Genomic DNA, 25,072 nt, shown 5'->3' with positions numbered 1-25,072 from the left:
GCTTGGGGGTCAAACGGGGTCGACGGGCTCGCCCGCCTCCTGCGCGTCCTTGAGCTTGCGCTCCGCTGCGTCGAACAGGGTCTGGTGGCCGAGGATCGCGCGGACGAGATCCTCGACGATCGCCACGGCAAACAGGATCACACCGAGGGCCATGCCGATCTGCGGGATCCAGAGGGGCACGGGCACAAGGCCCGAAGTGACCTCGCCGCGCGCGAAGTTCTGCGCCACCATGGCGCTGGTGTGCCAGGCCAGCGTGGCGGCAATCGCGGCCCCCACGGCCAGCGCCAGGATCAGCGCGAGCCGCCCGCCGGGGCCGCGCAACAGCTGCGTGAACAGCGTCACGCGGATATGGCTTCCGCTGCGAAAACTGTAGGCCAGGCCCAGGAAAGACGTGGCCGCCAGGCAGAACCCCGCAAACTGGTCGGCAGAGGGAATGATCGTCTCGAGTTGCCGGGCGACGATCTGGGCGGTGACGATCACGCAGATCAGCACCAGGAAGACGCCCGCCAGCGCACCCGCGGCGGTGTAGATCCTGTCGAGGGTCCGTGTCAGCATGCCCGTCCTTTCGCGCAGAGGGGCGCCGATTGCCCGGCGCCCCTCGTGTCGTTTACTTCAGCGCATCGAGCAGGGCCTGCCCATCGGGGCCAACATTCTCGGCCCATTCGGCGGCCATGGTCTCGCCCACGGCGGCAAGGTCGGACATCAGCGCCTCACTGGCCGCATGCACGGTCATGTTCTCGCCCAGTTCGGCCACGGTTTCGGTCGCCACGCTCTCGCTCATCTCCCAACCGCGGGTCTCGGCGGCGGCGGCGGCGTCGAGGATCGCCTGCTGCTGATCCTCGGGCAGGCCGGAGAAGGCGCTTTCGTTGACGATGATCATGTTCTTGGGCAGCCAGGCCTGCAGGTCATAGAACTCGGTCGTGAAGTCCCAGGCCTTGGTGCGCGCGCCCGTGGCGCCGGAGGTGACCATCGCATCCACGATACCGGTGGAAAACGCCTGCGGGATCTCCACCGCCTCGATGGTGGTGGGCGAGGCGCCCAGCAGCTCGGCCATCCGCGCGGTGGTGGCGTTGTAGGTCCGGAACCGCAGCCCTTCGAGGTCGCTGCCCGTCTCCAGCGGCTTGTTGGTATAGAACCCCTGCCCCGGCCACGGCACCGCATAGAGGAGGCGGATGCCATCCTCGGCCAGCTTGGCCTCGACCAGAGGGCGCTGCGCATCCCAGAGCGCCTTGGCGTCCTCGTAGGTGGTGGCGATGAAGGGGATGTTGTCCGCGCCGAAGATCGGATCCTCGTTGAACAGGTTGGCCATCAGCACCTCGCCGATGGGCACGAACTGGTTCTGGACCGCGCGCTTGATTTCCGGGTGCTTGAACAGCGACGCGCCGGAATGGACGGTGATGGTCAGCCCGCCATCGGTGGCCGCCGCGATGTCCTCGGCGAATTGTGTGATGTTGCGGGTGTGGAATTCCGCATCCGGATAGGGTGTCGCCATGTCCCAGGCGGTTTCGGCCACGGCCGGGATGGCCTGCGCCAGAAGGGTGGCCGCCGCGGCACTGGCGGCGAAGGTCTTGAAACGGATCATTGTTGGCTCCCTGTTTTATGGGTCGAACATGCCGCTGCTGGCCCTCGCCGCGGGCACGGATCGGCGCGGGATGCGCGCGCGGCCGTGCTCTGGCCCGGGGGGGCTTTGGTATGTCTGACAGGGGGATAAGGGCATGTCCGACCAGGGTGTGCAAGCCCTGCGGGCTGGGTCGATGCCTGCGGATCGTGCACCTGCCCGGTTGCGCGGCGACGCGCATCACAAAGCGCCGGGTCGTGGACGCGGCAGCCGCGCGCGGGACGCGCAGGTTAACGGCGGGCCCGGTCCCGGGCCCGAGACCGCCGACAAATTTTTTCGCGAAATCGCCGGGGATCAAGGGCTTCCAGATATTTGTTTCGCATGCGAAACATTCAACTTTCCGAATAGGTTAACGGGCCGGGGCCGCGTCGACACCGGGTCTCGAGATCGCCTCCCCCATCAGGTCCTCGACGAAGAGCGAGACCAGCTGCGCCCGGTTGGCCACGCCCGACTTGCGATAGATCGCGTTGGTCTGGGCTTTCACCGTCCCCTCGGAGGTGGCGCGCATGGCCGCGATTTCCTGCAGGGTCAGGCCCTTGAGCGCGAACAGCGCCACGTCCCGTTCCGCCGGGGTCAGGCCCCATTCGGTGAAACGCTCTTCCACCAGGTCCATGAACGCGCCGGAGGCGGCCTGCAACGCGCGCTCGGCCACGGCGGTGCGCGCGCGGGCCTCGCGCAGGGCGAGGATGCCCACGGCCACCCCGATGATCAGGCCGAGGGCCGCGCCGATCTCGATCAGTTCCATCACTTGCCAGCTGAGCGGCGCAAAGGGGATGCCCAGCACCGACAGCGTGATATCGGCCACGAAGAAAAAGGCGCAGACGACCTGGACACACAGAACCACCGTCAGAGAGACGGAGCGGCGCGCGCGGACGGCGGTGATCTCAGTCATCGCCGTCGTCCCCGTCGTCGCCATCGTCCCCGTCGTCGCCATCGTCGCCGTCGTCGCCGTCATCCCCGTCGTCGGAGTCGTCATCCCCGTCGTCGGAGTCGTCATCGCCGTCATCGTCGGAATCGTCGTCGCGATCATCATCCCGGTCATCATCGCGCCCGCCGGATCGTCCGCTGCGGAGATCGTCCGGTCCGTCATTGTCCTGACGCCGGGCGGGATCGCGCAGCAGGTCACGCAGGACCTCGCCATAGCGCGGATCGACCACGGTTTCGCGGGTCACCGTGCCCCGCCGGGAGATGATCCGGACCCGGCCCAGCCAGGTGCGGCTCAATCGCTCGATAATGAAGCCTTCGTCCTGGATCCGGTCCAGGACCGCGCGGGTCGGATCCGATTGCGCAAGGACGGGCCCGGCGGCGAGGGCCGCGCCGAGCTGCGCAATGAAATGGCGGCGTGTCTGGGCCATTGGGTCCTCCGTGGGGCACGGCGCGCCGGGGGGGGTCCGGAGCGCCGCGCCTCAGCTTGCTGCGTGTCGGGGGCAGCTTACTCAGTCGTCGTCACCGTCGTCATCCCCGTCGTCGTCACTATCGTCGCTGTCGTCACTGTCGTCGCGATCATCGTCGCTGTCATCCCGGTCGTCATCGCGGTCGTCATCCCGGTCATCGCGGTCGTCATCGCGGTCGTCCCGATCGTCCCGATCATCATCGCGGTCGTCGTCTTCATCCCGGTCATCGTCGCGGTCGTCATCCCGGTCATCGTCTTCGTCCCGGTCGCCATCGAAATGCCCGCGCGCCGACTGCCAGTCACTGCGCACCTGCTCGCGCGCCTCGCGCCAGGCCTCGCGCAACCCTTCGAACGGGTCGGCGTCGCGGCTGGCCAGCACGATCTGCGGGCCCGGCACCTGGTGGATGACCGCGACAGGGGGGACCGCGCCTGCCTGGGCTGCACCGGCGGCCAGGAGGGCGATCAGGGAAGCGGAGAAAATCGGTTTCATCTCGGAGGTCCTTTCTGACAGGGGGCCGGGCGAGATGCCCGGTCCGTATCGTCGGACTAGCCCACCGCACGGGGGCCGGGACATGGGCGCGGGGTTTAGTGCCGCCCCCCTAAACCCCCGGCGGACCGCCGTAAACCGAAGGTATAGACGAGATTTCGAGGACGGATCGCGCCCCAACCTGCCGGGGACGCGAAGGTTTTTTGCGCCAGATCAGAGGCTTGCGCTCAGACCGCGCCGGACATGTCCTGACCCAGCGCCTTGGCGACGGTGAAGATGTCCTTGTCGCCGCGTCCGCACATGTTCATGCAGATGATGTGGTCGCGGGGCAGGTCCGGCGCGATCTTGGCCACATGGGCCAGCGCGTGCGACGGCTCCAGCGCGGGGATGATGCCCTCGGTCTCGCAGCAGAGCTGGAAGGCGTCGAGCGCCTCGGCATCGGTGATCGAGACATATTTCGCCCGTCCGATATCGTGCAGCCAGGCATGCTCCGGTCCGATGCCGGGATAGTCCAGCCCGGCGGAGATCGAGAAGCCTTCGAGGATCTGGCCGTCATCGTCCTGCAGCAGGTAGGTGCGGTTGCCATGGAGCACGCCCGGGCGGCCACCGGTCAGGGATGCGCAATGCTCCATCTTCTCGTTGACGCCCTTGCCGCCGGCCTCCACCCCGATGATCGCGACCTCCTTGTCATCGAGGAACGGGTAGAACAGGCCCATGGCGTTGGAGCCCCCGCCGATCGCGGCGATCAGCGTATCGGGCAGCCGGCCCTCGGCCTCCATCATCTGCTCGCGGGCCTCCTGGCCGATGATCGCCTGGAAATCGCGGACCATGGCCGGGTACGGGTGCGGGCCCGCGACCGTGCCGATGCAGTAGAAGGTCTCGCGCACATTGGTGACCCAGTCGCGCAACGCGTCGTTCATGGCGTCCTTGAGCGTGCCGCGACCGGAGGTGACGGGCACGACCTCGGCGCCCAGCAGCTTCATGCGGAAGACGTTGGGCGCCTGGCGTTCGACATCATGGGCGCCCATGTAGACCACGCATTTCAGGCCGAACTTGGCGCAGACCGTGGCCGTGGCAACGCCGTGCTGGCCCGCGCCGGTCTCGGCGATGATGCGGGTCTTGCCCATGCGGCGGGCGAGGATGATCTGGCCCAACACGTTGTTGATCTTGTGCGCGCCGGTGTGGTTCAGCTCGTCCCGCTTGAGGTAGACCTTCGCGCCGCCCAGCCGCTCGGTCAGGCGTTCGGCGAAATAGAGCGGGCTGGGCCGGCCCACGTAATGGGTCCAGAGATGGTGCATCTCGTCCCAGAAGGCCTGGTCGGTCTTGGCGAACTCGTATTGGCGTTCGAGCTCCAGGATGAGCGGCATCAGGGTCTCGGAGACGAACCGGCCCCCGAAATCGCCGAACCGGCCATTCTCGTCCGGGCCGGTCATGAAGGAATTGATCAGGTCGTCTGGCATGGCGGTCTCCAAACTGGCGTTTGGGTCGGTGTAGTGCGATTGCCGCAGGGGGTAAACAAGGCTTTTCGAAAAGCCTTGGAGACGCGATTTCCAAATCGCGTGTCAACCCGCTTGCAAGCGGGTTGTCCAAGGGCCTTCGAAGGCCCTTGCCCGGCCCGGGCTCAGCGCAGGCGGGTGATCGGCAGCGCGTTGCAGAACACCACGAAATGGCGCCCGTTCTCCACCGCCTGGAACCCCAGCCGGTCCAGCTCGTCAAGAAACCGCTTGCGGCCCACCAACCGCTCCACATCGCGCACCTTGCGTTTGACGACCCCGCCGCGCCGCGCCTCGTTCGAGCCGAAGAGTTGCGCGAGCCAGACATCCGCGGTCATCTGGGGAGGAAGCACAGCCATGCCCGCAGGGTGCCCGAGACAGGTTAACGAGGGCTTAAGCCTGCTGCGCCGCGGCCACGAAATCCGCGATCGCCCCGGCATCCTTCACCCCCGGTGCCGACTCGACACCGGAGCTCACATCGACCTGGGCCGCGCCGGTCAGCCGGATCGCCTCACCCACCGTCTCGGGCGTCAGCCCGCCCGCCAGCATCCAGGGCTTGCGCCACACCCGCCCCTGCAGAAGCCGCCAGTTGAAAGCCAGCCCGTTGCCGCCCGGCAGCGTGGCCTCCCGGGGCGGCTTGGCATCTACCAGGATCTGGTCGGCCACCGCCTCGTATGCGGCGATGGCGGGCAGGTCGGTGGCCTCGGCGATCCCCACGGCCTTCATCACCGGCAGGCCGGTCCGGGTGCGGATCTCGGTCACGCGCGCTGGGGTTTCGCGGCCATGAAGCTGCAGGATATCCACCGGCATCCGGGCCAGCAGCGCGTCCAGATCGGCATCGGACGGGTTCACCACCAGCGCCACTTTCGCCAGGCCCACCGGCGCCTCTGCGGCCAGGGCAGCCGCGGCGTCGATCTCCAGGTGGCGCGGGGATTTGGGAAAGAACACGAAGCCGCCATAGCGCGCCCCGGCCCGGGCCGCGGCATCCACGTCCGCTGCGGTTCTCAGCCCGCAGATCTTGACCTGCACCACGCCCGTCCGGGCGGCGCCCCGGGGCGCGGGATCAACGAGAACGGGCATGGGGTGCGGGGCTCAGCGCGCGCTGGCCTGGTCTTCGAGTAGGGTCAGGATCTCGTCCTTGCCGTCCTCGACCGCCTTGCGGCTCTTCATCAGCTCGACCTCGCGCTTCAGGCGCCGGGCCTCGGTGCGCTGGCGGGAGGCCTCGTTGCGGTGCTTGGTCTCGCGCAGCCACTCCCAGAAGAACCCGATCAGCAGCCCCGCCGCGATCCCGCCGAAGGCCACGAAATAGAGCGGCACCTGCACCGAGAAGTTCACCCCGGCAAAGGCCGCCATGTTCGCCGGCAACAGGGTCAGCGTGACGATGTCACGATTGGCGAAGGCAATGGTCAGAAGGCAGATCCCGAGGATTGCGAGAAACGCGTATTTGATCAGGCGCATGGGGTTAGTCTTCCTTTCCGTTCAGCCGATCCCGGAGCAGCTTTCCGGTCTTGAAAAAGGGCACTGATTTCGCCTCGACCGCAACCGCCTCGCCCGTGCGCGGGTTGCGCCCGGTGCGGGCATCGCGGTGCTTGACGGAGAAGGCGCCGAAGCCGCGCAACTCGACCCGGTCGCCGTTCGACATGGCCTCGATGATCTCTTCGAACACCGTGTTCACGATCCGCTCGACATCTCTCTGGTACAGATGCGGGTTCTCGTCCGCCACGATCTGGATGAGTTCCGACCGGATCATGTATGCACCCTCCCTCAGCTTCGTTCGGGGCACCCTCTCCCCGTGATTGCCGGTCGACTATAGCGGCAAAGCGGCGATGTGAAAAAGACTAATGACGGTTTGGCGCCGGAGAAAGAAGCGCAATTCCCTCGCTTTAGCGCGGGCGCCGCCAAATGTGGCAGCACCGGTGGCATGGGCGCGGGCGCGGGCCGCGTTCCGCAAAGGTCACCGATTCGCAAGGGTTTGCGCCCCGCAGGCGGCTTGAGGCCAACCGGCGACCCCGCTCGCGCGCCGCCTCCGGTCCAAAGGATCGCGCCCGCGGCACGGCCCCCGCCCCTTGGGCGGCAACTTGCCCAGAGGAGCCATGCGCACCACCTTTGCGGCATGGATCGTCGTCTGTTTCTCGAACTGCTGCCGGGGCTCGCGTTTCTGGCGGGCCACGTCTATGGCGGCCTGTTCTGGGCCGCCGGGCTGTCGGTCGTGGCCACGGCCCTCGCGGTCGGTCTGCGTTGGCGATGGGACCGCGCCGTGCCCTGGCTCGCCGTGGCGACCTTCGTGCTGATCCTGGTCCTGACGGGCGCGGGCCTGGTGCTTGGGGACGAAACTTTCGTGATGCTGCGGCCGACGGTGGGCGCGCTGGCCTTCGCGGCGATCCTGGCTGTCGGGGCCTGCGCGCGGCCGAGCCTGTTGCAGCGCACGCTCGACTACAAGCTTCGGCTCGTGCCGCGGGGCTGGCCGGTGCTGCATGGTGCGTGGGTCTGCCTCGCCCTGCTCGCCGCCGGGGCGAACGAGATCGCGCGGCGCGCCCTGAGCACGGATCACTGGGTGGTCTTCAACGTGCTGTCGGATCCGGCCCTGTTCGGGCTGATCTGGATCGCGACGAGGCTCGTCGCGGAGGTTTACTGGGATGAGGAGGAGGACGCCCCTGCACCCCATGACCCGCCATGAAAAAGCCCCGCGCGATGGCGGGGCTTTTCCGTGTTCGTGTGAGCTGGCTCAGTCTTTCTTGAGCGCCGCGCCGAGGATGTCGCCGAGGGACGCGCCGCTGTCGGAGGAGCCGTACTGTTCCACGGCTTCCTTCTCTTCGGCGATCTCGCGGGCCTTGATCGACAGGCCGAGACGACGGGTCTTGTTGTCCACGTTGGTCACGCGCACATCGACCTTGTCGCCCACGCCGAACCGCTCGGGGCGCTGTTCGGCCCGGTCGCGGCTCAGGTCCGAGCGGCGGATGAAGGACTTCATGCCTTCGTATTCCACCTCGATCCCGCCGTCTTCGATGGCAGTCACTTCCACGGTGATGATCGAGCCGCGCTTCACGCCGCCCACGGCCTCGGCGAACTTGTCACCGCCAAGCGCCTTGACCGACAGCGAGATCCGCTCTTTCTCGACATCCACTTCCGACACGACCGCCTGGACGACATCGCCCTTGCGGTAGTTCTGGATGGCTTCCTCGCCGCGCTGATCCCAGCTGAGATCGCTGAGGTGAACCATGCCGTCGATGTCGTTCTCGAGACCGATGAACAGACCGAATTCGGTGATGTTCTTGACCTCGCCCTCGACCTCTGTGCCCTCGGGGTGGGTTTCGGCAAAAACCTCCCACGGGTTGCGCATGGTCTGCTTGAGCCCGAGCGAGACGCGGCGCTTGACCGTGTCGATCTCGAGCACCATGACCTCGACCTCCTGGCTGGTGGAGACGATCTTGCCCGGATGGACGTTCTTCTTGGTCCAGGACATTTCCGAGACGTGCACGAGCCCCTCGACCCCCGGCTCCAGCTCCACGAAGGCGCCGTAATCGGTGATGTTGGTGACGCGGCCGGTGTGGACGCTGTCCAGCGGGTACTTGCCCTCGACCAGGTTCCACGGATCGTCCTGCAGCTGCTTCATGCCGAGGCTGATGCGGTGGGTTTCCTTGTTGATCTTGATGACCTGGACCTTGACGGTCTCGCCGATCGCCAGGATCTCGGAGGGGTGGTTGACCCGGCGCCAGGCCATGTCGGTGACGTGCAGCAGCCCGTCCACACCGCCGAGATCGACGAACGCGCCGTATTCGGTGATGTTCTCGACCACGCCGTCCACCGCGTCGCCTTCGTTCAGCTTGCCGATAACCTCGGCGCGCTGCTCGGCGCGGGACTCTTCGAGGATCGCACGACGCGACACCACGATATTGCCCCGGCGGCGGTCCATCTTGAGGATCTGGAACGGCTGCTTGAGACCCATGAGCGGGCCTGCGTCGCGCACCGGGCGCACATCGACCTGGGAGCCGGGCAGGAACGCCACGGCACCGCCGAGATCGACCGTGAAGCCGCCCTTGACCCGACCGAAGATCGCGCCCTCGACGCGGGCATCGTCCTCGTAGGCTTTCTCCAGGCGATCCCAGGCTTCCTCGCGGCGAGCCTTGTCGCGGGAAATGACCGCTTCGCCACGGGCATTCTCGACCCGGTCGAGAAACACCTCGACCTCGTCACCCACTTCGATTTCGGGCGCTTCGCCGGGGTTTGCGAATTCCTTGAGTTCGACGCGGCCTTCCATCTTGTAGCCGACATCGATAATGGCCTGTCCCGCTTCGATTGCGATGACCTTGCCTTTGACGACAGACCCTTCGGTGGGCGTGTCGATTTCGAAGCTTTCTTGCAGGAGGGCTTCGAATTCCTCCATGGTTGCGCTTTGAGCCATGTGGTCTCGTGTTTCCTTTGTCGTGTTTATACGGGCCGCGTGGTTGTTTCCACGGGTCTTTGGTGTCGGGTGCGTCGCGATCTCCCAAAGCAATCAGGGCCGCGGCTTTTGCCGGACCCTGCAGTCTTGCCTTGCGATCTTGCGTCGCGTGCTCGATGGGCGCGTCTATACGCGCAAGGGCCATGGGGCGCAACCCCGCCAAGGGCGGGGCTGCGTGCGCGGTCAGATTTCCATGCTGGCGGGGTCCGTGCCCGCCGCGATGGCCTCGCGATACCATGTGGGCTGACGCCCGCGGCCGGTCCAGGTCTGATCCGGGTTGGCGGGGTTGGCGTATTTCGCGACCCCCTTCTGGCCGGACTTGCGATCTGGCCCGGAGGACAGCACGTCCTCCACCGTCATGCCGTACTCCTTGGCGGCCATTTCCATTGCCTTGCGGGCTTCGGCGATGCGCTTCTTCTCCAGCGTGGCCTTCGCTTTGGCAATATCTTTCTCAAGGGCCGTCAGGTCTTCCATCGACATATTTGACAGGTCGATCCCCATATCCTTCACTTTCTTTGTTATGTTCCCTCGGGCGACTGATTTGCCGAAAAATTGACCCAACGCAAGAGGCATTCGCCGAGTTGGGCGAATTGCAGCTTATGGGCCATTGGGAAAGGGCTGCTTAATTCGGACGAATTGGGGAGAATTCCCGGGCCGCCATGCGCGCAGTCGCCAGTGCAATGGCCTTTTCCACCGCCTCGTCAATGGAAAGCCGCGAAGTATCGAGTACCATGGCATCCTCGGCGGGTTTCAAGGGCGCATCGGCGCGCTGCATGTCACGGGCGTCGCGCGCCTGCAGGTCGGCCAGAACCGCCTCGAGGGTCAGATCGGCGCCCTTGGAGATCAGCTCCGCATGGCGGCGCTGCGCGCGCACATCGTCCGAGGCGGTCACGAAAAGCTTCACCGCCGCATCCGGGCAGATCACCGTGCCGATATCGCGGCCATCGAGGATCGCGCCCCCCGCCCGTTGGGCAAAGGCGCGCTGGAAATCCAGCAGCGCCGCGCGCACCTGCGGCAGGGCCGCGACTTGGGAGGCCGCCTGCCCCACCTCCGCCGTGCGCAGACCGTCCGCCTGCAGGTCCTCGGGTGTCAGCGCGCGCGCCGCCTCCAACGCCGGCATGCCCGACAGCACCCGCCGCCCCACCGCACGGTAAAGCAGCCCGGTGTCCATATGCGGAAAGCCGAAATGCGCCGCCATGGCCCGCCCGATGGTCCCCTTGCCCGCCGCGGCGGGCCCGTCGATCGCAATGGCGAAATTCATCGGCGGCTCCGTTCGGGTCAGGTACTGTCGCGGGTGAGGGTCGCGCCCAGCGCGGTCATCAGCGGCTCGAAGATCGGGAAGCTGGTGGCGATCGGGCCGCCATCGTCGACCGAGACGGGGGTCTGCGCGGCCAGCCCGCAGCACAGGAAACTCATGGCGATCCGGTGGTCGAGATGGCTGGCGCAGGTGGCCCCCCCCGGCACACCCCCCGGCCCCATCCCGTGCACGATCAGGGTATCCTCGTCCTCCTCCACCCGCACACCGCAGGCCTCCAGCCCGCGCGCCATGGCGTCGATCCGGTCGCTCTCCTTGACGCGCAGCTCCTTGACGCCGCGCATCACCGTGCGCCCGGTGGCATAGGCGGCGATCACGCTCAGGATCGGGTATTCGTCGATCATGGAAGGCGCGCGTTCAGGTGGCACTTCAATGCCTTGCATGGCGTCGCTAAAGCGCGCGCGCAGGTCCGCGACGGGCTCGCCGCCCTCCTCGCGCATATTCTCGAAGCTCAGCTCGGCGCCCATCTCCTGCAAGGTGGTATAGAGCCCCGCGCGGGTCGGGTTCAGCCCGATACCCGGCACCAGCACGTCGGAGCCGGGCACGATCAGCCCCACCGCCACCGGGAAGGCGGCCGAAGAGGGATCGCGCGGCACCACGATGGTCTGGGGGCGCAGCTCCGGCTGGCCGGTCAGGGTGATGACATTGCCCTCGGGCGCGCTCTCGACGCTGATTTCGGCGCCAAAGCCGCGCAGCATCCGCTCCGAATGGTCCCGCGTCGCCTCGGCCTCGATCACCACGGTCTGCCCCGGCGCGTTCAGCCCCGCCAGCAGGACGGCGGATTTCACCTGCGCCGACGGCACCGGCACGGTGTAGCGCACCGGCACCGGGTCCGCGGCCCCGGTCAGCGTCATGGGCAAGCGCCCGCCCCGGCGGCCCACGGCGGTGGTCCCGAACCCCGCCAGCGGGTCGGTGATCCGGCCCATGGGACGGCTGCGCAAGCTCGCATCGCCGGTGAAGGTCGCGGTGATCGGCGTCGTGGCCATGGCCCCCATGATCAGCCGCACGCCGGTGCCCGAATTGCCGCAATCGATCACATCCTCGGGCTCGGCAAACCCGCCGGTGCCGACCCCATGCACCGACCAGGCCCCCGGCGCGTGCTGGATCACCTCCGCCCCGAACGCCTGCATCGCCCGCGCGGTGTCCAGCACGTCCTGCCCTTCGAGCAGCCCGGTGACCTTCGTCTCCCCCACCGCGAGCGCGCCGAGGATCAGCGACCGGTGCGAGATCGACTTGTCCCCGGGCACCTGCGCTGTGCCGCTGAGCGGTCCGGACGGATGGGCGGTCATGGGGATCGGGTCACCGTGGGCGGACATGGGCTCTCCTGCAGGGGTCTTCAAACGTGGGCGAGGAGTAGACCAAGCCCGCCAGCGGGTCCATGGCGATTTTCCGCCCGCGCGGCCCGGTGCGGGCGGGGCCGCGCCCGTCTCAGCGGCGGCGAAAGGTCAGGTAATGGGGCGTGCGCCCCTCGCGCAGCGCCTTCTGCTCGTAGCGGGTGGAGATCCAGTCGCCCCAGGGCCGCCGCCAATCCTCCGGCCCCTCGGCCAGCCAGTCGAAGCCCGCGCGCGGCACTTCCTCCAGGGCCTGCCGGACATAGTCGGGAATGTCCGTGGCGATGCGAAACTCCGCGCCCGGCCGCAGCACCCGCGCCAGGGGCTCCAGATGCTCGGGGGTGACGAAGCGGCGGCGATGGTGGCGTTTCTTCGGCCAGGGATCGGGATAGAGCAGGAAGGCCTTGGCGACACTGCCCGGGGCCAGCACATCGAAGAGATCCCGCGCATCGCCCGGATGCACGGCGAGGTTCTCGACCCCCGCCGCCCGGATCTTGCCCAGAAGCATCGCGACCCCGTTGATATAGGGTTCGGCCCCGATGATCCCGATCTCCGGATAGGTCGCGGCCTGGTGCACCATGTGCTCGCCCCCGCCGAAGCCGATCTCGAGCCAGATCTCGCGATCCCCGAACCGGCTGGCCAGATCGAGCGGGCGACGCTCCGGGTTCGCCTCCCAGGACACAGGACCCGGGGAGAGCGCGGCAAGGTCCTCCTCCAGGTAGGCCTCCTGGGACGGGCGCAGGCCCTTGCCCTTGCGGCGGCCATAGAAATTGCGCCAGGGCGCGCCGGAGGGGGCGGTCTTGGGGGGGTGGGACGCATCATCGCTCATGGCGCCGGGGGATGACAAAGCCCGGCTCGTGGGTCAAGGGGGCAGAGGCCGGAGGGGGCGCTGCCCCCGCGCGCGATGCGCGCCCCCCGGAGTGTTTTCGCACAGATGAAATCAGACAGACGCCTCGGGCGAGGTCACGCCAGATCCCCCAGAGGCGCGCGCTCGCCAAACGGCGCGTCAAGGTTAACGATCCAACCTCGGGGGCGCAGGCATGGCGCCGCCCCGATATCACCCCGCCTCACGCGCACCGCCCCGCGGCAACGAAAGCCCCGTTAAGGTTAACCGGCCGACCTTGCGCATGCGGGTCGGGGACCGGCAGAATGGTGTCCCAAGACCCCTACGAATGCCGCTCGAAGCGCGTCACACGCCCGCCGCCCCTCCTTCATTTGTGTAAAAATACTCCGGGGGGCGCGCAGCGACGGGGGCAGCGCCCCCTCCCCGGCCTGCCTTCTCAGAACCACTGCCCCGGCTCGATCAACCCCAGCCCCAGCAACTGCGTGCTCTTCCATTCGAACCAGACCGAGTTCTGCCACCAGAAGGTCGGGATCTGGTGGCTGCTGCCCGGGTTCGCCTTCAGCGCCTTGGCCGCCCGGAACGAGCACACCGCCCCGGTCAGGTTGTGATGCCAGGCGCAGGACACGGTGTTGTATTCCGGGTCCGAAAACGTGTGATCCGCCCGCAGGGTCAGCCCCGGCCGCGCCCGGAACAGCGCGATCCGGTCGATCCGGCGCCGCGTGGCGGGCACATGCTCCTCGAACCGCCAGCGCAGCCCGCCGTAGAAATCATACTGCCGCTCCGCCCGGATACCGCGCGCATCCATCCGCTCCAGCGCGTAATAGCCCGACCGATCCATGTAGCAGTTCTGCCGGCACACCCCCGAGGGCGCCTTGCCCAGATCCCCGGCATAGAGATCCACCACATAGGTCAGCATCGCATCGCGCCGCTCTTCGGTGTGGAACGCCAGCATTTCGCCCACGCTGCGGGTCTCGCAATAGGGATAGAACAGGTACTCCGCGTTGAACCCGTAATAGAACCACGTCCCCGGCGCCCGCCGCGCCACCGCCGTCACGGTCGCGGCCACGTCCTCGGCCCCGAACCGGTCGCAGCGCACCCGGTGAATGCGCGCATCCAGCCCCTCCGGCACCACCAGGTGATCGGGCGCGAACAGCACCAGCGCCCGGAACCCCTGCGCCAGGTGATGCGCGAGGGTCGAGGCCAGCTCCACCCCGTCCTCGGCGAAGATCAGCGCCACCGGCCCGCCGCGCAGCACCTCCCGCCCCCGGGCGAGAAAGCCCGCGAGATCCGGCGCCGCCCCTGCGGCATTCAGCGGTGGTCTGATCTGCTCCATGCCCGTCCTTTCGCTCCCGCACCGCCAGCTTCCCCGATCCGCGCGCGCTCTGCAACGGCCCCCATGATTGCAAGGGGCCCGGGCTTTGTGTATGCGGACGCGGTAACCCCTTCCTTAATGCTCTGAGACCCGCGCCATGGCCGATCCCAAGAAGCTCTACATCAAGACCTATGGCTGTCAGATGAATGTCTACGACAGCGAGCGCATGGCCGAGGCCATGGGCGGCGAGGGCTATGTGCAGACGGATCGCGCCGAAGACGCGGACATGATCCTGCTCAACACCTGCCATATTCGCGAAAAGGCCGCCGAGAAGGTCTATTCCGAACTGGGCCGGTTCAAGCCGCTGAAGGCCGAAAAGCCCGACCTGAAGATCGGCGTCGCGGGCTGCGTCGCCCAGGCCGAGGGGGCCGAGATCATGCGCCGCCAGCCGCTGGTGGACCTGGTGGTGGGCCCCCAGGCCTATCACCGCCTGCCGGAGTTGACCGCGCGCGCCGCCACCGGGGCCAAGGCGCTGGATACGGACTTCCCCGAAGAGGACAAGTTCGACCACCTCGCCGCCCGGCCCAAGGCGAAACGCGGGCCGACCGCGTTTCTGACCGTACAGGAAGGCTGCGACAAGTTCTGCGCCTTCTGCGTCGTGCCCTATACCCGCGGGGCCGAGGTCAGCCGCCCGGCCGCCCGCGTACTGACCGAGGCGCGCGATCTGGTGGAACGCGGCGTGCGCGAGATCACCCTGCTGGGCCAGAACGTCAACGCCTATCACGGCCACGCGCGCGGGCTTGCCGGGCTGATCTGGGACCTGGCGGAGATCGACGGGCTCGAACGCATCCGGTTCACCACCTCGCACCCCAACGACATGGACGACGCGCTGATCGCCGCCCATGGGGCGTGTGACAAGCTCATGCCCTACCTGCACCTGCCGGTGCAGTCCGGCTCCGACCGGATCCTCAAGGCGATGAACCGCAAGCATACCGCCGAAAGCTACATCCGCCTGATCGAGCGGATCCGCGCGGCACGCCCCGACATCCTGCTGTCGGGGGATTTCATCGTGGGCTTTCCCGGCGAGACCGATCAGGACTTCGCCGACACCATGGCGCTGGTCGAGGCCGTGGGCTACGGTCAGGCCTATTCGTTCAAATACTCCGCCCGCCCGGGCACGCCCGCGGCCGAGAAAGAGGACGTGCCGGGCGAAGTGGCCGATGCCCGCCTGCAAACCCTGCAAGCCCTGCTGACGCGTCAGCAGCGCGCGATCCAGGACGCCAAGGTCGGCACCACCGCCCGCGTGCTTTTCGAGAAACCCGGTCGCTTGCCGGGCCAGATGGTGGGCAAGTCCGAACACCTGCACGCGGTCCATGTGGCCGCCCCCGACGCCGCGCGCGGCGACCTGGTGCGCGTCCGGATCGCGGAAAGCTCTGCCAATTCCCTGCGCGGCGTGCTGATCGCGGCCTGACCCGCCCCGGCTCAGTCGCCGGACCGTTTGCGCCAGCCCCCGGTGGCGGCCCGCTGCGCGGCGCGGCGCTGTCGGCAGGCGAGCACCCTGTGCTCGACCCAGGCGAACCCCACCGCCGCCATCGCCCAGACCGCCAGCAGCCCGCCCCAGTTGACCCTGTTCTGGAACGCCTGCGCCCAGGACACCGTCGCCGTCACGATCAGCACGAGGATCGTGGCGCGCAGCATCCCCGCGCGCAGCGCCCTGCGGGCCTGTGACGACAGCGGTCTGCGGGCCATCCCCATGGCATCTCCTCCAACTCACGCGCCCCGGACCGCCCGGGGCGAACACCGGCGCAGGCGCGCTAGAACGCCAGGGCGAGGCTGACCGAGATGTTCCGCCCCCGGGCATTGTCGGTCAGGTAGAGGGCGGGCTTGTAGGCCTCGTCGAAGATGTTGTTCGCAGCCAGCCGCACCTCCACGCCCTGGGCCAGATCGACGGGCGGCACCCAGGTCGCGAAGAGATCCACCACCTGGTAGCTGTCGGTGGTCTCGTCGCCCGTGGGCACCCGGTCCTGCTCCCAGGTGTAGGTGCCGGTAACGCCGAGCTCCAGGTCGTAACGATCGAGCCGCGTGCCCAGGGTGACCGACACCTCGTCGGCGGGAATGCCCTCCAGCGGCTCGCGGGGGCCGCCATCATCGGTCCCGTCCGCGCGCACCCGCGCATAGGCCAGCGAGCCGAACCAGAGGTCCGAATCGTAGGCCACCTCCAGCTCCCAGCCCTTGTAGGTCGCATCGTCGATATTGACGAACGGATCCGACGTGGTGGCCCGCGCGATCAGGTTCTCCACATCCGTGTCGAAATAGGTCAGCTTGCCGACCAGCTGATCGCCCGACTGGAACACGTCCAGCGCCGAGTAGGACAGCCCGACCTCCCAGGTCTCGGCCTTCTCGGGCACCAGATCGAGATTGCCGCTGGAGCCGTCATAGACCTCGTCCAGCACTGGCAGGCGCTCGGTCCGGGCATAGGTGCCGAACACGTTGATCGCATCGGTCACTTCGTAAAGCAGGGCGATCTTTGGCGCGAAGGCCTCGTTCTCGACCTTGTCGCCCGCGCCGAAGCTGGTGTTGTTGTCCGCCGGGGTCAGCGTCTCCCACTCGTAGCGCAGGCCGGGAATGATCGTCAGCCCGAAGGGCGTGACGATCTCGGCCTGGGCAAAGACGGCGATGTTCTCGTCCTCGCCGCCGGGCTGGAAGGCGATGAAGCCATTGGGCGGCGTGGTCGGGAATTTCCGGCTGGTGGCCTCGCCGACCCGTTCCTGCCGGCTGGCGTCGAACCCGTAGGCAAGCGTCACTTCGGTCCCGCCCAGCGCCAGGAAAGAGGTGTTCATCACGTTGAGCTGCCAGGATTCGTAGCCGTATTCCGCATCCTCGAAGAGCGAGCTGGGAATGCCCAGCGGGTTCGTCGCGTTTTCCTGGATCACCTCCGTGTCGGAATAGCCCAGGCGCACTTCCAGGTCGATCAGGTCGTTTTCGGGCGGGTTGTAGTCATAGCCCAGCACGAAAAGACTGTCGTCCACGTCCCGGTCCACCCGCCCGAAGGCTTCGAAGGTCTCGGTCTGGGCATACTCGGCCTGTTTGGCGTCGCTGGCCCAGTTCTGATAGGTGGCAAAGACGCTGTGGGCCATGCCCTCGCCGAAACTGTAGCGCCCCTTGAGCAACACAGCGGTCGCATCGAAATTGGTGCCGACCACCTCCTCGCCGTCGCCATCCTCGTAATTGTCCCGTTCGCGGTAAGTGAACGCGGTCAGGAATTCGAGCCCCTCGGCCGGCCGGAAGGCCAGCACCGTGCTGCTCAGCGCCTCGTTGCCATTGGTGCCGAAACTCAGCTTCTGGCGCCCGCCGAAATCGTCCTCGGGCCCGGACAGGAAATCGGCCGCTTCGCGTGTCTGCAACTCGATCACGCCGCCCACGGCCCCCGCCCCCGTCAGCGTCGAGGACGCAGGCCCCCGCAGCACCTCGATCCGCCGGTAGAGGTCGGGATCGGTGAAGATCGCGCCCATGCGATACTGTTCGTAGAATTTCACCACGCCGTCGATCCGGGTGATCAGCCGGTTCTGGTCGCCCTCGGCGCTGCTGCCGATGCCGCGGATGTTCACCCGTTGGCCCAGCACCCGTTCCGAACCGACCGCTGTGACACCGGGGATCGAGGTGAACAGATCGTTGATCGTGGTCGGCTGCTCGCGCGCGATCTGCTCGGCCGAGATCACCGATACCGATTGCGGCGTGTCGCTGGCCACGTTGTCGGTGCCCGACCCGACCACGATGGGGTCGAGCGCCGTGCCCCCGGACTGGGTCACCACCGGCACGAGACCGGCGAAGATGTCCTCTTCGGGGGGCGGGGCCGCCTGCTGGGCGGCGGCAGAAACGGCCAGGCAAAGCGGCGCCGTCGTGCAGAGCAGAAATCGTGTCACATCCATGGGACCCTCGCAGATTGGAATCGCTGGCCGCCCGGCTGGGTGTGACTTGCTATAGGTGCTGAATAATTCCCGAGTGTTTTAATCATATTTAACGAAAGCGCAAGCGACTTGTCGCCTGCCTGCGGGCAAATGCGCCCGGCACGGGCGTGCGCCCCCCGGCGCGCGGCTTTTCTGCGCTTTTTCCCCGGCAGGCCCGCGAAACGGACAATGGGCGCTTGCCAGCCCGCGCCGGGCTTGGCACGTTGCACGAAGGCCCCCCTGAACGGAGTTCCATTTGGCCCTGAGCGCGACGACCCCGCCTGCCACCCAGCCGCCCACCCCGGAGCGTCTGATAGAATTTCCCGACAACCGTGTCCTGATCGACCTGTGCGGCGAATACGACCGCAACCTCGCCCAGATCGAACACCAGCTTGGCGTGCAGATCCTGCGCCGCGGCAACCAGCTTGCGGTGTTCGGCGATGCCGACGCCCAGGTGCAGGCCGAGGGCGTGCTTCATGCGCTGTACCAGCGGGTGGAATCGGGCAAATCCTCCGAGCCCGGCGATATCGACGGGCTGATCCGGCTCGGCGTGCCCGAGGATGACGCCACCCCCGAGGCCGGCGACCAGATGGAGCTGTTCAAGGGCGGCACGGTAGAGCTCAAGACCCGCAAGAAATCGGTCGAGCCGCGCACCGAGATGCAGAAGGCCTATGTCCAGAGCCTCTTTGCCAACGAGCTGGCCTTCGGGATCGGCCCGGCGGGCACCGGCAAGACCTATCTCGCCGTGGCCGTGGGCGTGACCATGTTTCTCGGCGGCCATGTGGACAAGATCATCCTCAGCCGCCCCGCGGTGGAGGCGGGCGAACGGCTCGGCTTTCTGCCCGGCGACATGAAGGACAAGGTCGACCCCTACATGCAGCCGCTCTACGATGCGCTCAACGATTTCCTGCCGGGCAAGCAGGTCGCCAAGCTGATCGAGGAAAAGCGGATCGAGATCGCGCCGCTGGCCTTCATGCGCGGCCGGACCCTGTCGAATGCCTTCGTGGTGCTGGACGAGGCCCAGAACGCCACCACCATGCAGATGAAGATGTTCCTCACCCGGCTCGGCCAGGGCTCGCGCATGGTGATCACCGGCGACCGGTCCCAGGTGGACCTGCCCCGCGGCGTGACCAGCGGTCTGCGCGATGCCGAACGCATCCTGCGCGACGTCAAGGGCGTGAGCTTCACCTATTTCACCGCCAAGGACGTGGTGCGCCATCCGCTGGTGGCCCGGATCATCGAAGCCTATGACGCCGACGATCCGACCTGACGACCCGGCCCGCGCCACGGTCGAGATCGCGACCGAGGATGCGGCCTGGGACGCGCTGGACCTGGAGGCGCTCGCGGGCCGCGCCGTGGATGCCACGCTGGTGGCGCTCGACCTGCCGCCCGCCGCGTTCGAGGTGTCGATCCTGGCCTGCGACGACGCCCGCATCGCCACCCTGAACGGCGAGTTCCGCGGCAAGCCCACGCCCACCAACGTGCTCAGCTGGCCTGCCGAGGACCGCGCGCCCGACACGCCCGGCGGTGCCCCACACCTGCCCGACCCGGGCGATCCCATGGCCGCCGAGCTGGGCGATCTGGCGCTGGCCCATGGCACCTGCGCGCGGGAGGCCGCCGAGGCGGGCAAGCCGCTGGCCGATCACGTCACCCACCTGATCGTGCACGGGACCCTGCATTTGCTGGGGTTCGACCACGAAACCGACGCCGATGCCGCGCGCATGGAAGGGCTGGAGGTGAAAATTCTTCAAACCCTCAACATGGCTAACCCTTATGAAACGCCTATGGTATAGTTCCCGGCACAATCGCTTCGGCGTCACTTTGGAAAGGATCAATGGCCGACACCTCTGACGGATCGTCTCCCGCGGCGCAACGCGCGCAAACAGACACGGATCACCCAGCCAGACCGAACGTGTTCCGACGCGTTCTGGAGGCCCTGAAACCCCCGAAAACAGCTGAGCACGGCTCCGACGAGCATGGCATGCACCCGGGCGCCACGCCCAGCAGCAACGCCTTCGGCATCGGCAATCTGCGCCGGATGCGCGTGGTCGACGTGGCGATTCCCCGCGCCGACATCGTGGCGGTGCCCTCGGACATCACCCTGCCCGAGCTGGTCCAGGTTTTCCGCGACAGCGGCATGACCCGCCTGCCGGTCTATCGCAACACGCTGGATACGCCCCTGGGCATGGTCCACCTGAAGGATCTCGCCCTGCAATACGGCTTCAACGGCGCGACCCCGAAATTCAGCCTCAAGGGTAATTTGCGCCCGGTGCTCTACGCGCCCCCGTCCATGCCCATCGGCGTGCTGCTGCAAAAGATGCAGAAGGACCGCATGCACATGGCGCTGGTGATCGACGAATACGGCGGCACCGACGGGCTGGTGACCATCGAGGACCTGATCGAACAGGTCATCGGCGAGATCGAGGACGAGCATGACGAACCCGAGGACCGGCTCTGGTCGCGGGAGAAACCGGGCGTCTACCTGGTGCAGGCCAAGGCGCCCCTGGACGAGCTGGAGCGCGAGCTCAGCGTCTCGCTGATCTCCCCCGGCGACGACGAGGAGATCGACACCCTCGGCGGCCTGGTCTTCAAGCTGACCGGCCGGGTCCCAGTGCGCGGGGAGGTCATCCCCCACGAGACCGGGGTCGAGTTCGAAGTGGTCGACGCCGATCCGCGCCGGATCAAGCGCGTCCGCGTCCGCAAGAGCCCGCCCCCCGCGCCCCTGGCCCCCGCGGCGGAGTAACCTTGGCACGCAGCCCGGTCCTCGCGCGATGGCCTCGCCTCGCGGATGTTCTCTGCGGGCTGGCCATCGGTCTCGGGCAGGCGCCCCTCGGGCTCTGGCCGCTGGCGCTGCTGGGGCTGGCGGGGCTGCTGGCGCGGCTCGACCGATCCTCCGGCTGGCGCGCCGGGGCCTGGACCGCCTGGCGCGCGGGCGCGGCCTATTTCGCCCTGACCCTGCACTGGATCGTGGAGCCGTTCCTGGTGGACGTGGCGCGCCACGGCTGGATGGCGCCCTTCGCGCTGGTGCTGATGGCTGGGGGGCTCGCGCTCTTCTGGGCCGCCGCCGGGGCGCTTGCGGGCGGCCTGCGGCCCGGCCTGCCCCGCGGGCTGGGCTTCGCCCTGGCGCTGATGTCGGCGGAGATGCTGCGCAGCTATGTCTTTACCGGCTTTCCCTGGGCGCTGATCGGCACGATCTGGATCGACACGCACGCGGCCCAGACCGCGGCCTTCTGGGGCCTGCACGGGCTGGGGCTGGCGACGCTCTGCATCCTCGTGCTGGCGCGCGCCCAACCGCTCGGACGGGGGCTGGCCACCGGGGCGGCGGGGCTGGCGCTGCTGACCGGGCTGGGGATGCTGCGCCCCGACCCGCCCGCGATCCCGCCCGACGCGCCGGTGCTGCGGCTGGTCCAGCCCAACGCGGCGCAACACCTGAAATGGGATCCCGGGATGATCCCGATCTTCTATGCCCGGCTGCTGGACCTGACCGCGCGGCCCGCGCCCGGGGCCCCGCCCGCCCTCGTGATCTGGCCCGAAACCGCGATCGCCTACCGGCTGGAAAACGCGGGCCCGCTCCTGTCGCAGATCGCCGAGACCGCGGGCGACGCGCCGGTGGTGCTGGGTGCCGTGCGCGGCACCCCGGCGGGGGCGACCAACGCGCTGGCGGTGCTGGACGCCACGGGCATACCGGCGCAGATCTACGACAAGGCCCATCTGGTCCCTTTCGGCGAATACGTCCCCTTCGGCGATCTCGCCGCGCGCCTGGGCATTCGCGGCCTGGCCGTGGCCGAGGGCGGCGGCTTCCTGGCCGGGCCGGGTCCGCAAGTGCTGGATTTCGGCCCGCTCGGGCGCGCCCTGCCGTTGATCTGCTACGAGGCGATCTTTCCGAATTTCGGCCGCGCCCGGCTGGCCGAGGCCGACTGGATGCTGCAGATCACCAATGACGCCTGGTTCGGCCAGTTCGCAGGCCCGCAACAGCACCTGGTGCTGGCCCGGTTCCGCGCGATCGAGCGCGGCATGCCCCTGGTGCGCGCGGCCAATACCGGCATCAGCACGGTGATCGACCCCACCGGCGCGCTGACCGGCGCGCTGCCCCTGGGGGTGGCGGGCACCCTCGATGCGGCCCTGCCCCCGGCGCTGGCGACCCCGCCTTATGCCCGTCTGGGCGATCTGCCCCTGCTGATCGCGATGATTGTATCACTTCTGGGGCTAATGACGCGGTCCAGGGCCCGCGCCCATTGACGCCATGGCCACAGGGGGATACGCCCCATGCCACCGACGCTGCAACGGCTTCCTGGCGCAGCGGTCGCTATTCAATGGAGCACTCTCATGACAGCCCGCCAAAATTACCAGTTCACCTCCGAATCCGTATCGGAGGGGCATCCCGACAAGGTGTGTGACCGCATCTCGGATGCCATTCTCGATGCCTTCCTGGCCGAAGAGCCCGAGGCCCGCGTCGCCTGCGAAACCTTCGCCACCACGGACCGCGTCGTCATCGGCGGCGAGGTCGGTCTGTCCGACCAGGAGCGGCTCAAGGACTACATGGGCAAGATCGACACGATCGCCCGCGACTGCATCCGCGACATCGGCTACGAGCAGGACAGATTCCACTGGAAGACCGTGGAGATCACCAACCTGCTGCACGAGCAATCCGCCCATATCGCCCAGGGCGTGAACGCCTCGGGCACCAAGGAGGAAGGCGCGGGCGACCAGGGCATCATGTTCGGCTACGCCGTGGACGAGACGCCGGAGCTGATGCCCGCGCCGATCTGCTATGCCCACGCGATCCTGCGGCGGCTGGCGGAGGTGCGCAAATCCGGCGCCGAGCCGACCCTGGGGCCCGATGCCAAGTCGCAGCTGACCGTCCGCTACGAAGGCGGCAAGCCGGTGGGCGTGAGCTCGATCGTGCTGTCGACCCAGCACCTGGACCCGGCGATGACCTCCGCTGACGTGCGCGCGGTGGTCGAACCCTATATCCGCCAGGAGCTGCCCGAGGGCTGGATCGACGACGCGACCGAATGGTGGGTGAACCCCACGGGCAAGTTCGTGATCGGCGGGCCGGACGGGGATGCGGGCCTGACCGGGCGCAAGATCATCGTCGACACCTATGGCGGCGCGGCGCTGCATGGCGGCGGGGCGTTCTCGGGCAAGGATCCGACCAAGGTGGACCGTTCCGCGGCCTATGCGGCGCGGTACCTGGCCAAGAACGTGGTGGCCGCGGGGCTCGCGCATCGCTGCACGATCCAGCTGAGCTACGCAATCGGGGTGGCCAAGCCGCTGTCGATCTATGCCGACACCCACGGGACCGGCAAGGTGCACGAGAGCCGGATCGAGACCGCCGTGGGGCAGCTGATGGATCTGTCGCCCCGCGGCATCCGGGAGCATCTGGGCCTGAACAAGCCGATCTTCCAGCGCACGGCGGCCTATGGCCATTTCGGCCGCGCCGCCGAAGCGGATGGCGGGTTCAGCTGGGAACGCACCGACCTGACCGAGGCGCTCAAGGCCGCGGTCTGAGCGCCCCTCCGCGCGGGGCAAGGCTTTTGAGTAAAAGCCTTGGGGGGCGCTGCCCCCGGCCCTGCGGGCCTCCCCCGGAGTATTTTGCGCAAAAGAAACGGGGACGGGTCACACAGCCCGTCCCCTGGTATTTCCGACAGCGCGCGCAGGGCCGGCCCCTGTCGCGGGCGCGCCCTTGGCCCCGACGCGGATCGCGCATGAAAAAGGCGCCCGCGGGCGCCGTTTCGGTGTCTTGCACAGGTTGGATCCGCGCCGGTCTCAGGCCTTGCGCAGCCGGATCACCACATCGACCTTCGAGATCTCCGTGCCCTCCGGGATCGCCGGCAGGCGCGAGATCTCCAGCTCCTCGGCCGGGGCGTCGGTGAGGGTATTGTCCTCTTCCCAGTAGAAATGCGGGTGGTCGTCGATCCGCGTGTCGAAATAGCTCTTGGAGCCGTCGACCGTGATCTCCTGCACCAGCCCGGCGTCGCAGAACGCCCGCAGCGTGTTGTAGACCGTCGCCAGCGACACCCGCTCCCCCCCCGCCAGCGCGGCGGCGTAGAGGCTCTCGGCGGTGACGTGCCGGTCCCGCCCGTCGCCCACCAGCAACGCGGCCAGGGTCACGCGTTGCTTCGTCGGACGCACCCCGCCCGTCGCCAGCCACTCCGTCCCTCGTTCCAAACCTTGCGCGCGCATCTGTTGCCGTCTCTCCGTTTCCTTCCCCCATATATGCCGTTTGCCGCCGAAATATCAATTGCAAAGCCTTCGCAAATTCCGGGACACGCTGTCACGCTGCCCCCGGCCTGCCTCTTGTCTCCGGCAAACCGGGGGTGATAAGGGAGCCAGAACCCATCCGCGACCCGAGGACAAACGACCCCATGGCACAGTTTCCGACGCAGTTCGACAAGGACGACCTTCTGAAATGCGCACGCGGAGAGCTGTTCGGCCCGGGCAATGCCCAACTGCCCGCGCCCCCCATGCTGATGATGGACCGCATCACCGAGGTCAGCGGCGACGCGGGTGCCCATGGCAAGGGCCATATCGTGGCCGAGTTCGACATCACGCCGGAGCTGTGGTTCTTCGACTGCCACTTCCCCGGCAACCCGATCATGCCCGGCTGTCTCGGCCTCGACGGTCTGTGGCAGCTGACGGGCTTCAACCTGGGCTGGCGCGGCTGGCAGGGGCGCGGCTACGCGCTCGGCGTGGGCGAGGTCAAGCTGACCGGCATGGTCCGCCCCGACCGCAAGATGCTGCGCTATTTCGTGGACTTCACCAAGGCCGTGCAGACCCGGCGCCTGACCATGGGCGTGGCCGACGGGCGTGTCGAGGCCGATGGCGAGGTCATCTACCAGGTCAAGGACATGAAAGTCGCTCTTTCCGAAAACTGAGCACAACACGAAG

At 67.8% G+C, this 25,072-nt stretch carries 27 protein-coding genes and 1 riboswitch; of the genes, 8 read left to right on the top strand and 19 right to left on the bottom strand.

The window, feature by feature from the left end:
- Window positions 1-9: 9 nt before the first annotated feature.
- From DSHI_RS05305 to ihfB, 10 genes are all read right to left on the bottom strand, one after another.
- The gene (locus tag DSHI_RS05305; protein WP_012177709.1) at window positions 10-555 is read right to left on the bottom strand and encodes a TRAP transporter small permease; all 546 of its coding nucleotides are present in this window, start codon (window positions 553-555) and stop codon (window positions 10-12) included.
- Window positions 556-607: 52 nt separating this feature from the next.
- Window positions 608-1,582 (bottom strand): TRAP transporter substrate-binding protein, encoded by a 975-nt coding sequence (locus DSHI_RS05300; RefSeq protein ID WP_012177708.1) that lies wholly within the window; start codon window positions 1,580-1,582, stop codon window positions 608-610.
- Window positions 1,583-1,967: 385 nt separating this feature from the next.
- Window positions 1,968-2,510 (bottom strand): helix-turn-helix transcriptional regulator, encoded by a 543-nt coding sequence (locus DSHI_RS05295; protein WP_012177707.1) that lies wholly within the window; start codon window positions 2,508-2,510, stop codon window positions 1,968-1,970.
- Complete coding sequence (locus DSHI_RS22550; protein WP_012177706.1) at window positions 2,503-2,973, bottom strand: hypothetical protein; 471 nt, start codon at window positions 2,971-2,973, stop codon at window positions 2,503-2,505. Before DSHI_RS22550 ends, DSHI_RS05295 begins: the two co-directional genes overlap by 8 nt.
- An 81-nt stretch (window positions 2,974-3,054) precedes the next feature.
- The gene (locus DSHI_RS22545) at window positions 3,055-3,501 is read right to left on the bottom strand and encodes a hypothetical protein (protein WP_012177705.1); all 447 of its coding nucleotides are present in this window, start codon (window positions 3,499-3,501) and stop codon (window positions 3,055-3,057) included.
- Window positions 3,502-3,725: 224 nt separating this feature from the next.
- Window positions 3,726-4,958 (bottom strand): tryptophan synthase subunit beta, encoded by a 1,233-nt coding sequence (gene trpB / locus DSHI_RS05280; RefSeq protein ID WP_012177704.1) that lies wholly within the window; start codon window positions 4,956-4,958, stop codon window positions 3,726-3,728.
- A gap of 161 nt (window positions 4,959-5,119) precedes the next feature.
- The gene (locus DSHI_RS05275) at window positions 5,120-5,350 is read right to left on the bottom strand and encodes a hypothetical protein (protein WP_012177703.1); all 231 of its coding nucleotides are present in this window, start codon (window positions 5,348-5,350) and stop codon (window positions 5,120-5,122) included.
- A gap of 34 nt (window positions 5,351-5,384) precedes the next feature.
- Window positions 5,385-6,071, bottom strand: coding sequence for a phosphoribosylanthranilate isomerase (locus tag DSHI_RS05270; protein WP_012177702.1), 687 nt, complete (start codon window positions 6,069-6,071; stop codon window positions 5,385-5,387).
- Between the two features lie 12 nt (window positions 6,072-6,083).
- Entirely contained in the window at window positions 6,084-6,449 is a 366-nt protein-coding gene (locus tag DSHI_RS05265; RefSeq protein ID WP_012177701.1) for a LapA family protein, read from the bottom strand.
- Window positions 6,450-6,453: 4 nt separating this feature from the next.
- The gene (gene ihfB / locus DSHI_RS05260; RefSeq protein WP_012177700.1) at window positions 6,454-6,741 is read right to left on the bottom strand and encodes an integration host factor subunit beta; all 288 of its coding nucleotides are present in this window, start codon (window positions 6,739-6,741) and stop codon (window positions 6,454-6,456) included.
- 363 nt (window positions 6,742-7,104) lie between these two features.
- On the opposite strand from ihfB, the gene DSHI_RS21305 reads away from it, so the two are divergent.
- Entirely contained in the window at window positions 7,105-7,668 is a 564-nt protein-coding gene (locus DSHI_RS21305) for an inner membrane-spanning protein YciB (RefSeq protein WP_012177699.1), read from the top strand.
- 48 nt (window positions 7,669-7,716) lie between these two features.
- Here DSHI_RS21305 and rpsA read toward each other — a convergent pair whose 3' ends face one another.
- The 6 genes from rpsA to DSHI_RS05225 form a co-directional block, all read right to left on the bottom strand.
- Window positions 7,717-9,423: a 30S ribosomal protein S1 gene (rpsA, locus tag DSHI_RS05250; RefSeq protein WP_280985198.1), complete on the bottom strand. Its 1,707-nt coding sequence runs from the start codon at window positions 9,421-9,423 to the stop codon at window positions 7,717-7,719.
- Window positions 9,424-9,615: 192 nt separating this feature from the next.
- Entirely contained in the window at window positions 9,616-9,933 is a 318-nt protein-coding gene (locus DSHI_RS05245; protein WP_012177697.1) for an H-NS histone family protein, read from the bottom strand.
- A gap of 121 nt (window positions 9,934-10,054) precedes the next feature.
- A complete protein-coding gene (locus tag DSHI_RS05240) occupies window positions 10,055-10,693 on the bottom strand; it encodes a (d)CMP kinase (protein ID WP_012177696.1) in 639 nt (212 codons plus the stop codon).
- A gap of 17 nt (window positions 10,694-10,710) precedes the next feature.
- Window positions 10,711-12,063 (bottom strand): 3-phosphoshikimate 1-carboxyvinyltransferase, encoded by a 1,353-nt coding sequence (gene aroA / locus DSHI_RS05235; protein ID WP_012177695.1) that lies wholly within the window; start codon window positions 12,061-12,063, stop codon window positions 10,711-10,713.
- Window positions 12,064-12,175: 112 nt separating this feature from the next.
- Window positions 12,176-12,907 (bottom strand): tRNA (guanine(46)-N(7))-methyltransferase TrmB, encoded by a 732-nt coding sequence (gene trmB, locus DSHI_RS05230; RefSeq protein WP_012177694.1) that lies wholly within the window; start codon window positions 12,905-12,907, stop codon window positions 12,176-12,178.
- Window positions 12,908-13,358: 451 nt separating this feature from the next.
- Entirely contained in the window at window positions 13,359-14,255 is an 897-nt protein-coding gene (locus DSHI_RS05225; protein WP_012177693.1) for a glycosyltransferase family protein, read from the bottom strand.
- A 136-nt stretch (window positions 14,256-14,391) separates the two neighbouring features.
- Here DSHI_RS05225 and miaB point away from each other — a divergent pair, with 136 nt between their 5' ends.
- Complete coding sequence (miaB, locus tag DSHI_RS05220) at window positions 14,392-15,705, top strand: tRNA (N6-isopentenyl adenosine(37)-C2)-methylthiotransferase MiaB (RefSeq protein ID WP_012177692.1); 1,314 nt, start codon at window positions 14,392-14,394, stop codon at window positions 15,703-15,705.
- Between the two features lie 11 nt (window positions 15,706-15,716).
- On the opposite strand, the gene DSHI_RS05215 is transcribed toward miaB, so the two are convergent.
- Window positions 15,717-15,983, bottom strand: coding sequence for a hypothetical protein (locus DSHI_RS05215; protein ID WP_157865265.1), 267 nt, complete (start codon window positions 15,981-15,983; stop codon window positions 15,717-15,719).
- A gap of 65 nt (window positions 15,984-16,048) precedes the next feature.
- Window positions 16,049-18,163, bottom strand: coding sequence for a TonB-dependent receptor domain-containing protein (locus DSHI_RS05210; protein WP_012177690.1), 2,115 nt, complete (start codon window positions 18,161-18,163; stop codon window positions 16,049-16,051).
- A gap of 274 nt (window positions 18,164-18,437) precedes the next feature.
- Between DSHI_RS05210 and DSHI_RS05205 the strand changes: the two genes are divergently transcribed.
- From DSHI_RS05205 to metK, 5 genes are all read left to right on the top strand, one after another.
- Window positions 18,438-19,451, top strand: a complete 1,014-nt coding sequence (locus tag DSHI_RS05205; protein ID WP_012177689.1) for a PhoH family protein — start codon at window positions 18,438-18,440, stop codon at window positions 19,449-19,451.
- Window positions 19,429-19,974, top strand: a complete 546-nt coding sequence (ybeY, locus tag DSHI_RS05200; RefSeq protein ID WP_012177688.1) for an rRNA maturation RNase YbeY — start codon at window positions 19,429-19,431, stop codon at window positions 19,972-19,974. The genes DSHI_RS05205 and ybeY overlap by 23 nt, the downstream gene beginning before the upstream one ends.
- Window positions 19,975-20,015: 41 nt before the next feature.
- Window positions 20,016-20,924, top strand: coding sequence for a hemolysin family protein (locus DSHI_RS05195; protein WP_012177687.1), 909 nt, complete (start codon window positions 20,016-20,018; stop codon window positions 20,922-20,924).
- A gap of 2 nt (window positions 20,925-20,926) precedes the next feature.
- Window positions 20,927-22,420: an apolipoprotein N-acyltransferase gene (lnt, locus tag DSHI_RS05190; protein ID WP_012177686.1), complete on the top strand. Its 1,494-nt coding sequence runs from the start codon at window positions 20,927-20,929 to the stop codon at window positions 22,418-22,420.
- A gap of 33 nt (window positions 22,421-22,453) precedes the next feature.
- Window positions 22,454-22,502: riboswitch (SAM-SAH riboswitch) on the top strand.
- A gap of 5 nt (window positions 22,503-22,507) precedes the next feature.
- Window positions 22,508-23,692: a methionine adenosyltransferase gene (gene metK, locus DSHI_RS05185; RefSeq protein ID WP_012177685.1), complete on the top strand. Its 1,185-nt coding sequence runs from the start codon at window positions 22,508-22,510 to the stop codon at window positions 23,690-23,692.
- Window positions 23,693-23,950: 258 nt separating this feature from the next.
- Here the strand turns inward: metK and irrA are convergent, their stop codons facing one another.
- The gene (gene irrA, locus DSHI_RS05180) at window positions 23,951-24,367 is read right to left on the bottom strand and encodes an iron response transcriptional regulator IrrA (protein ID WP_012177684.1); all 417 of its coding nucleotides are present in this window, start codon (window positions 24,365-24,367) and stop codon (window positions 23,951-23,953) included.
- Between the two features lie 182 nt (window positions 24,368-24,549).
- On the opposite strand from irrA, the gene fabA reads away from it, so the two are divergent.
- Entirely contained in the window at window positions 24,550-25,059 is a 510-nt protein-coding gene (gene fabA, locus DSHI_RS05175) for a bifunctional 3-hydroxydecanoyl-ACP dehydratase/trans-2-decenoyl-ACP isomerase (protein ID WP_012177683.1), read from the top strand.
- The last annotated feature ends 13 nt before the right edge of the window (window positions 25,060-25,072 follow it).

The organism is Dinoroseobacter shibae DFL 12 = DSM 16493 (genome assembly GCF_000018145.1).
Lineage (GTDB): Bacteria > Pseudomonadota > Alphaproteobacteria > Rhodobacterales > Rhodobacteraceae > Dinoroseobacter > Dinoroseobacter shibae.
This window is presented reverse-complemented; position numbering and strand designations above follow the sequence as displayed.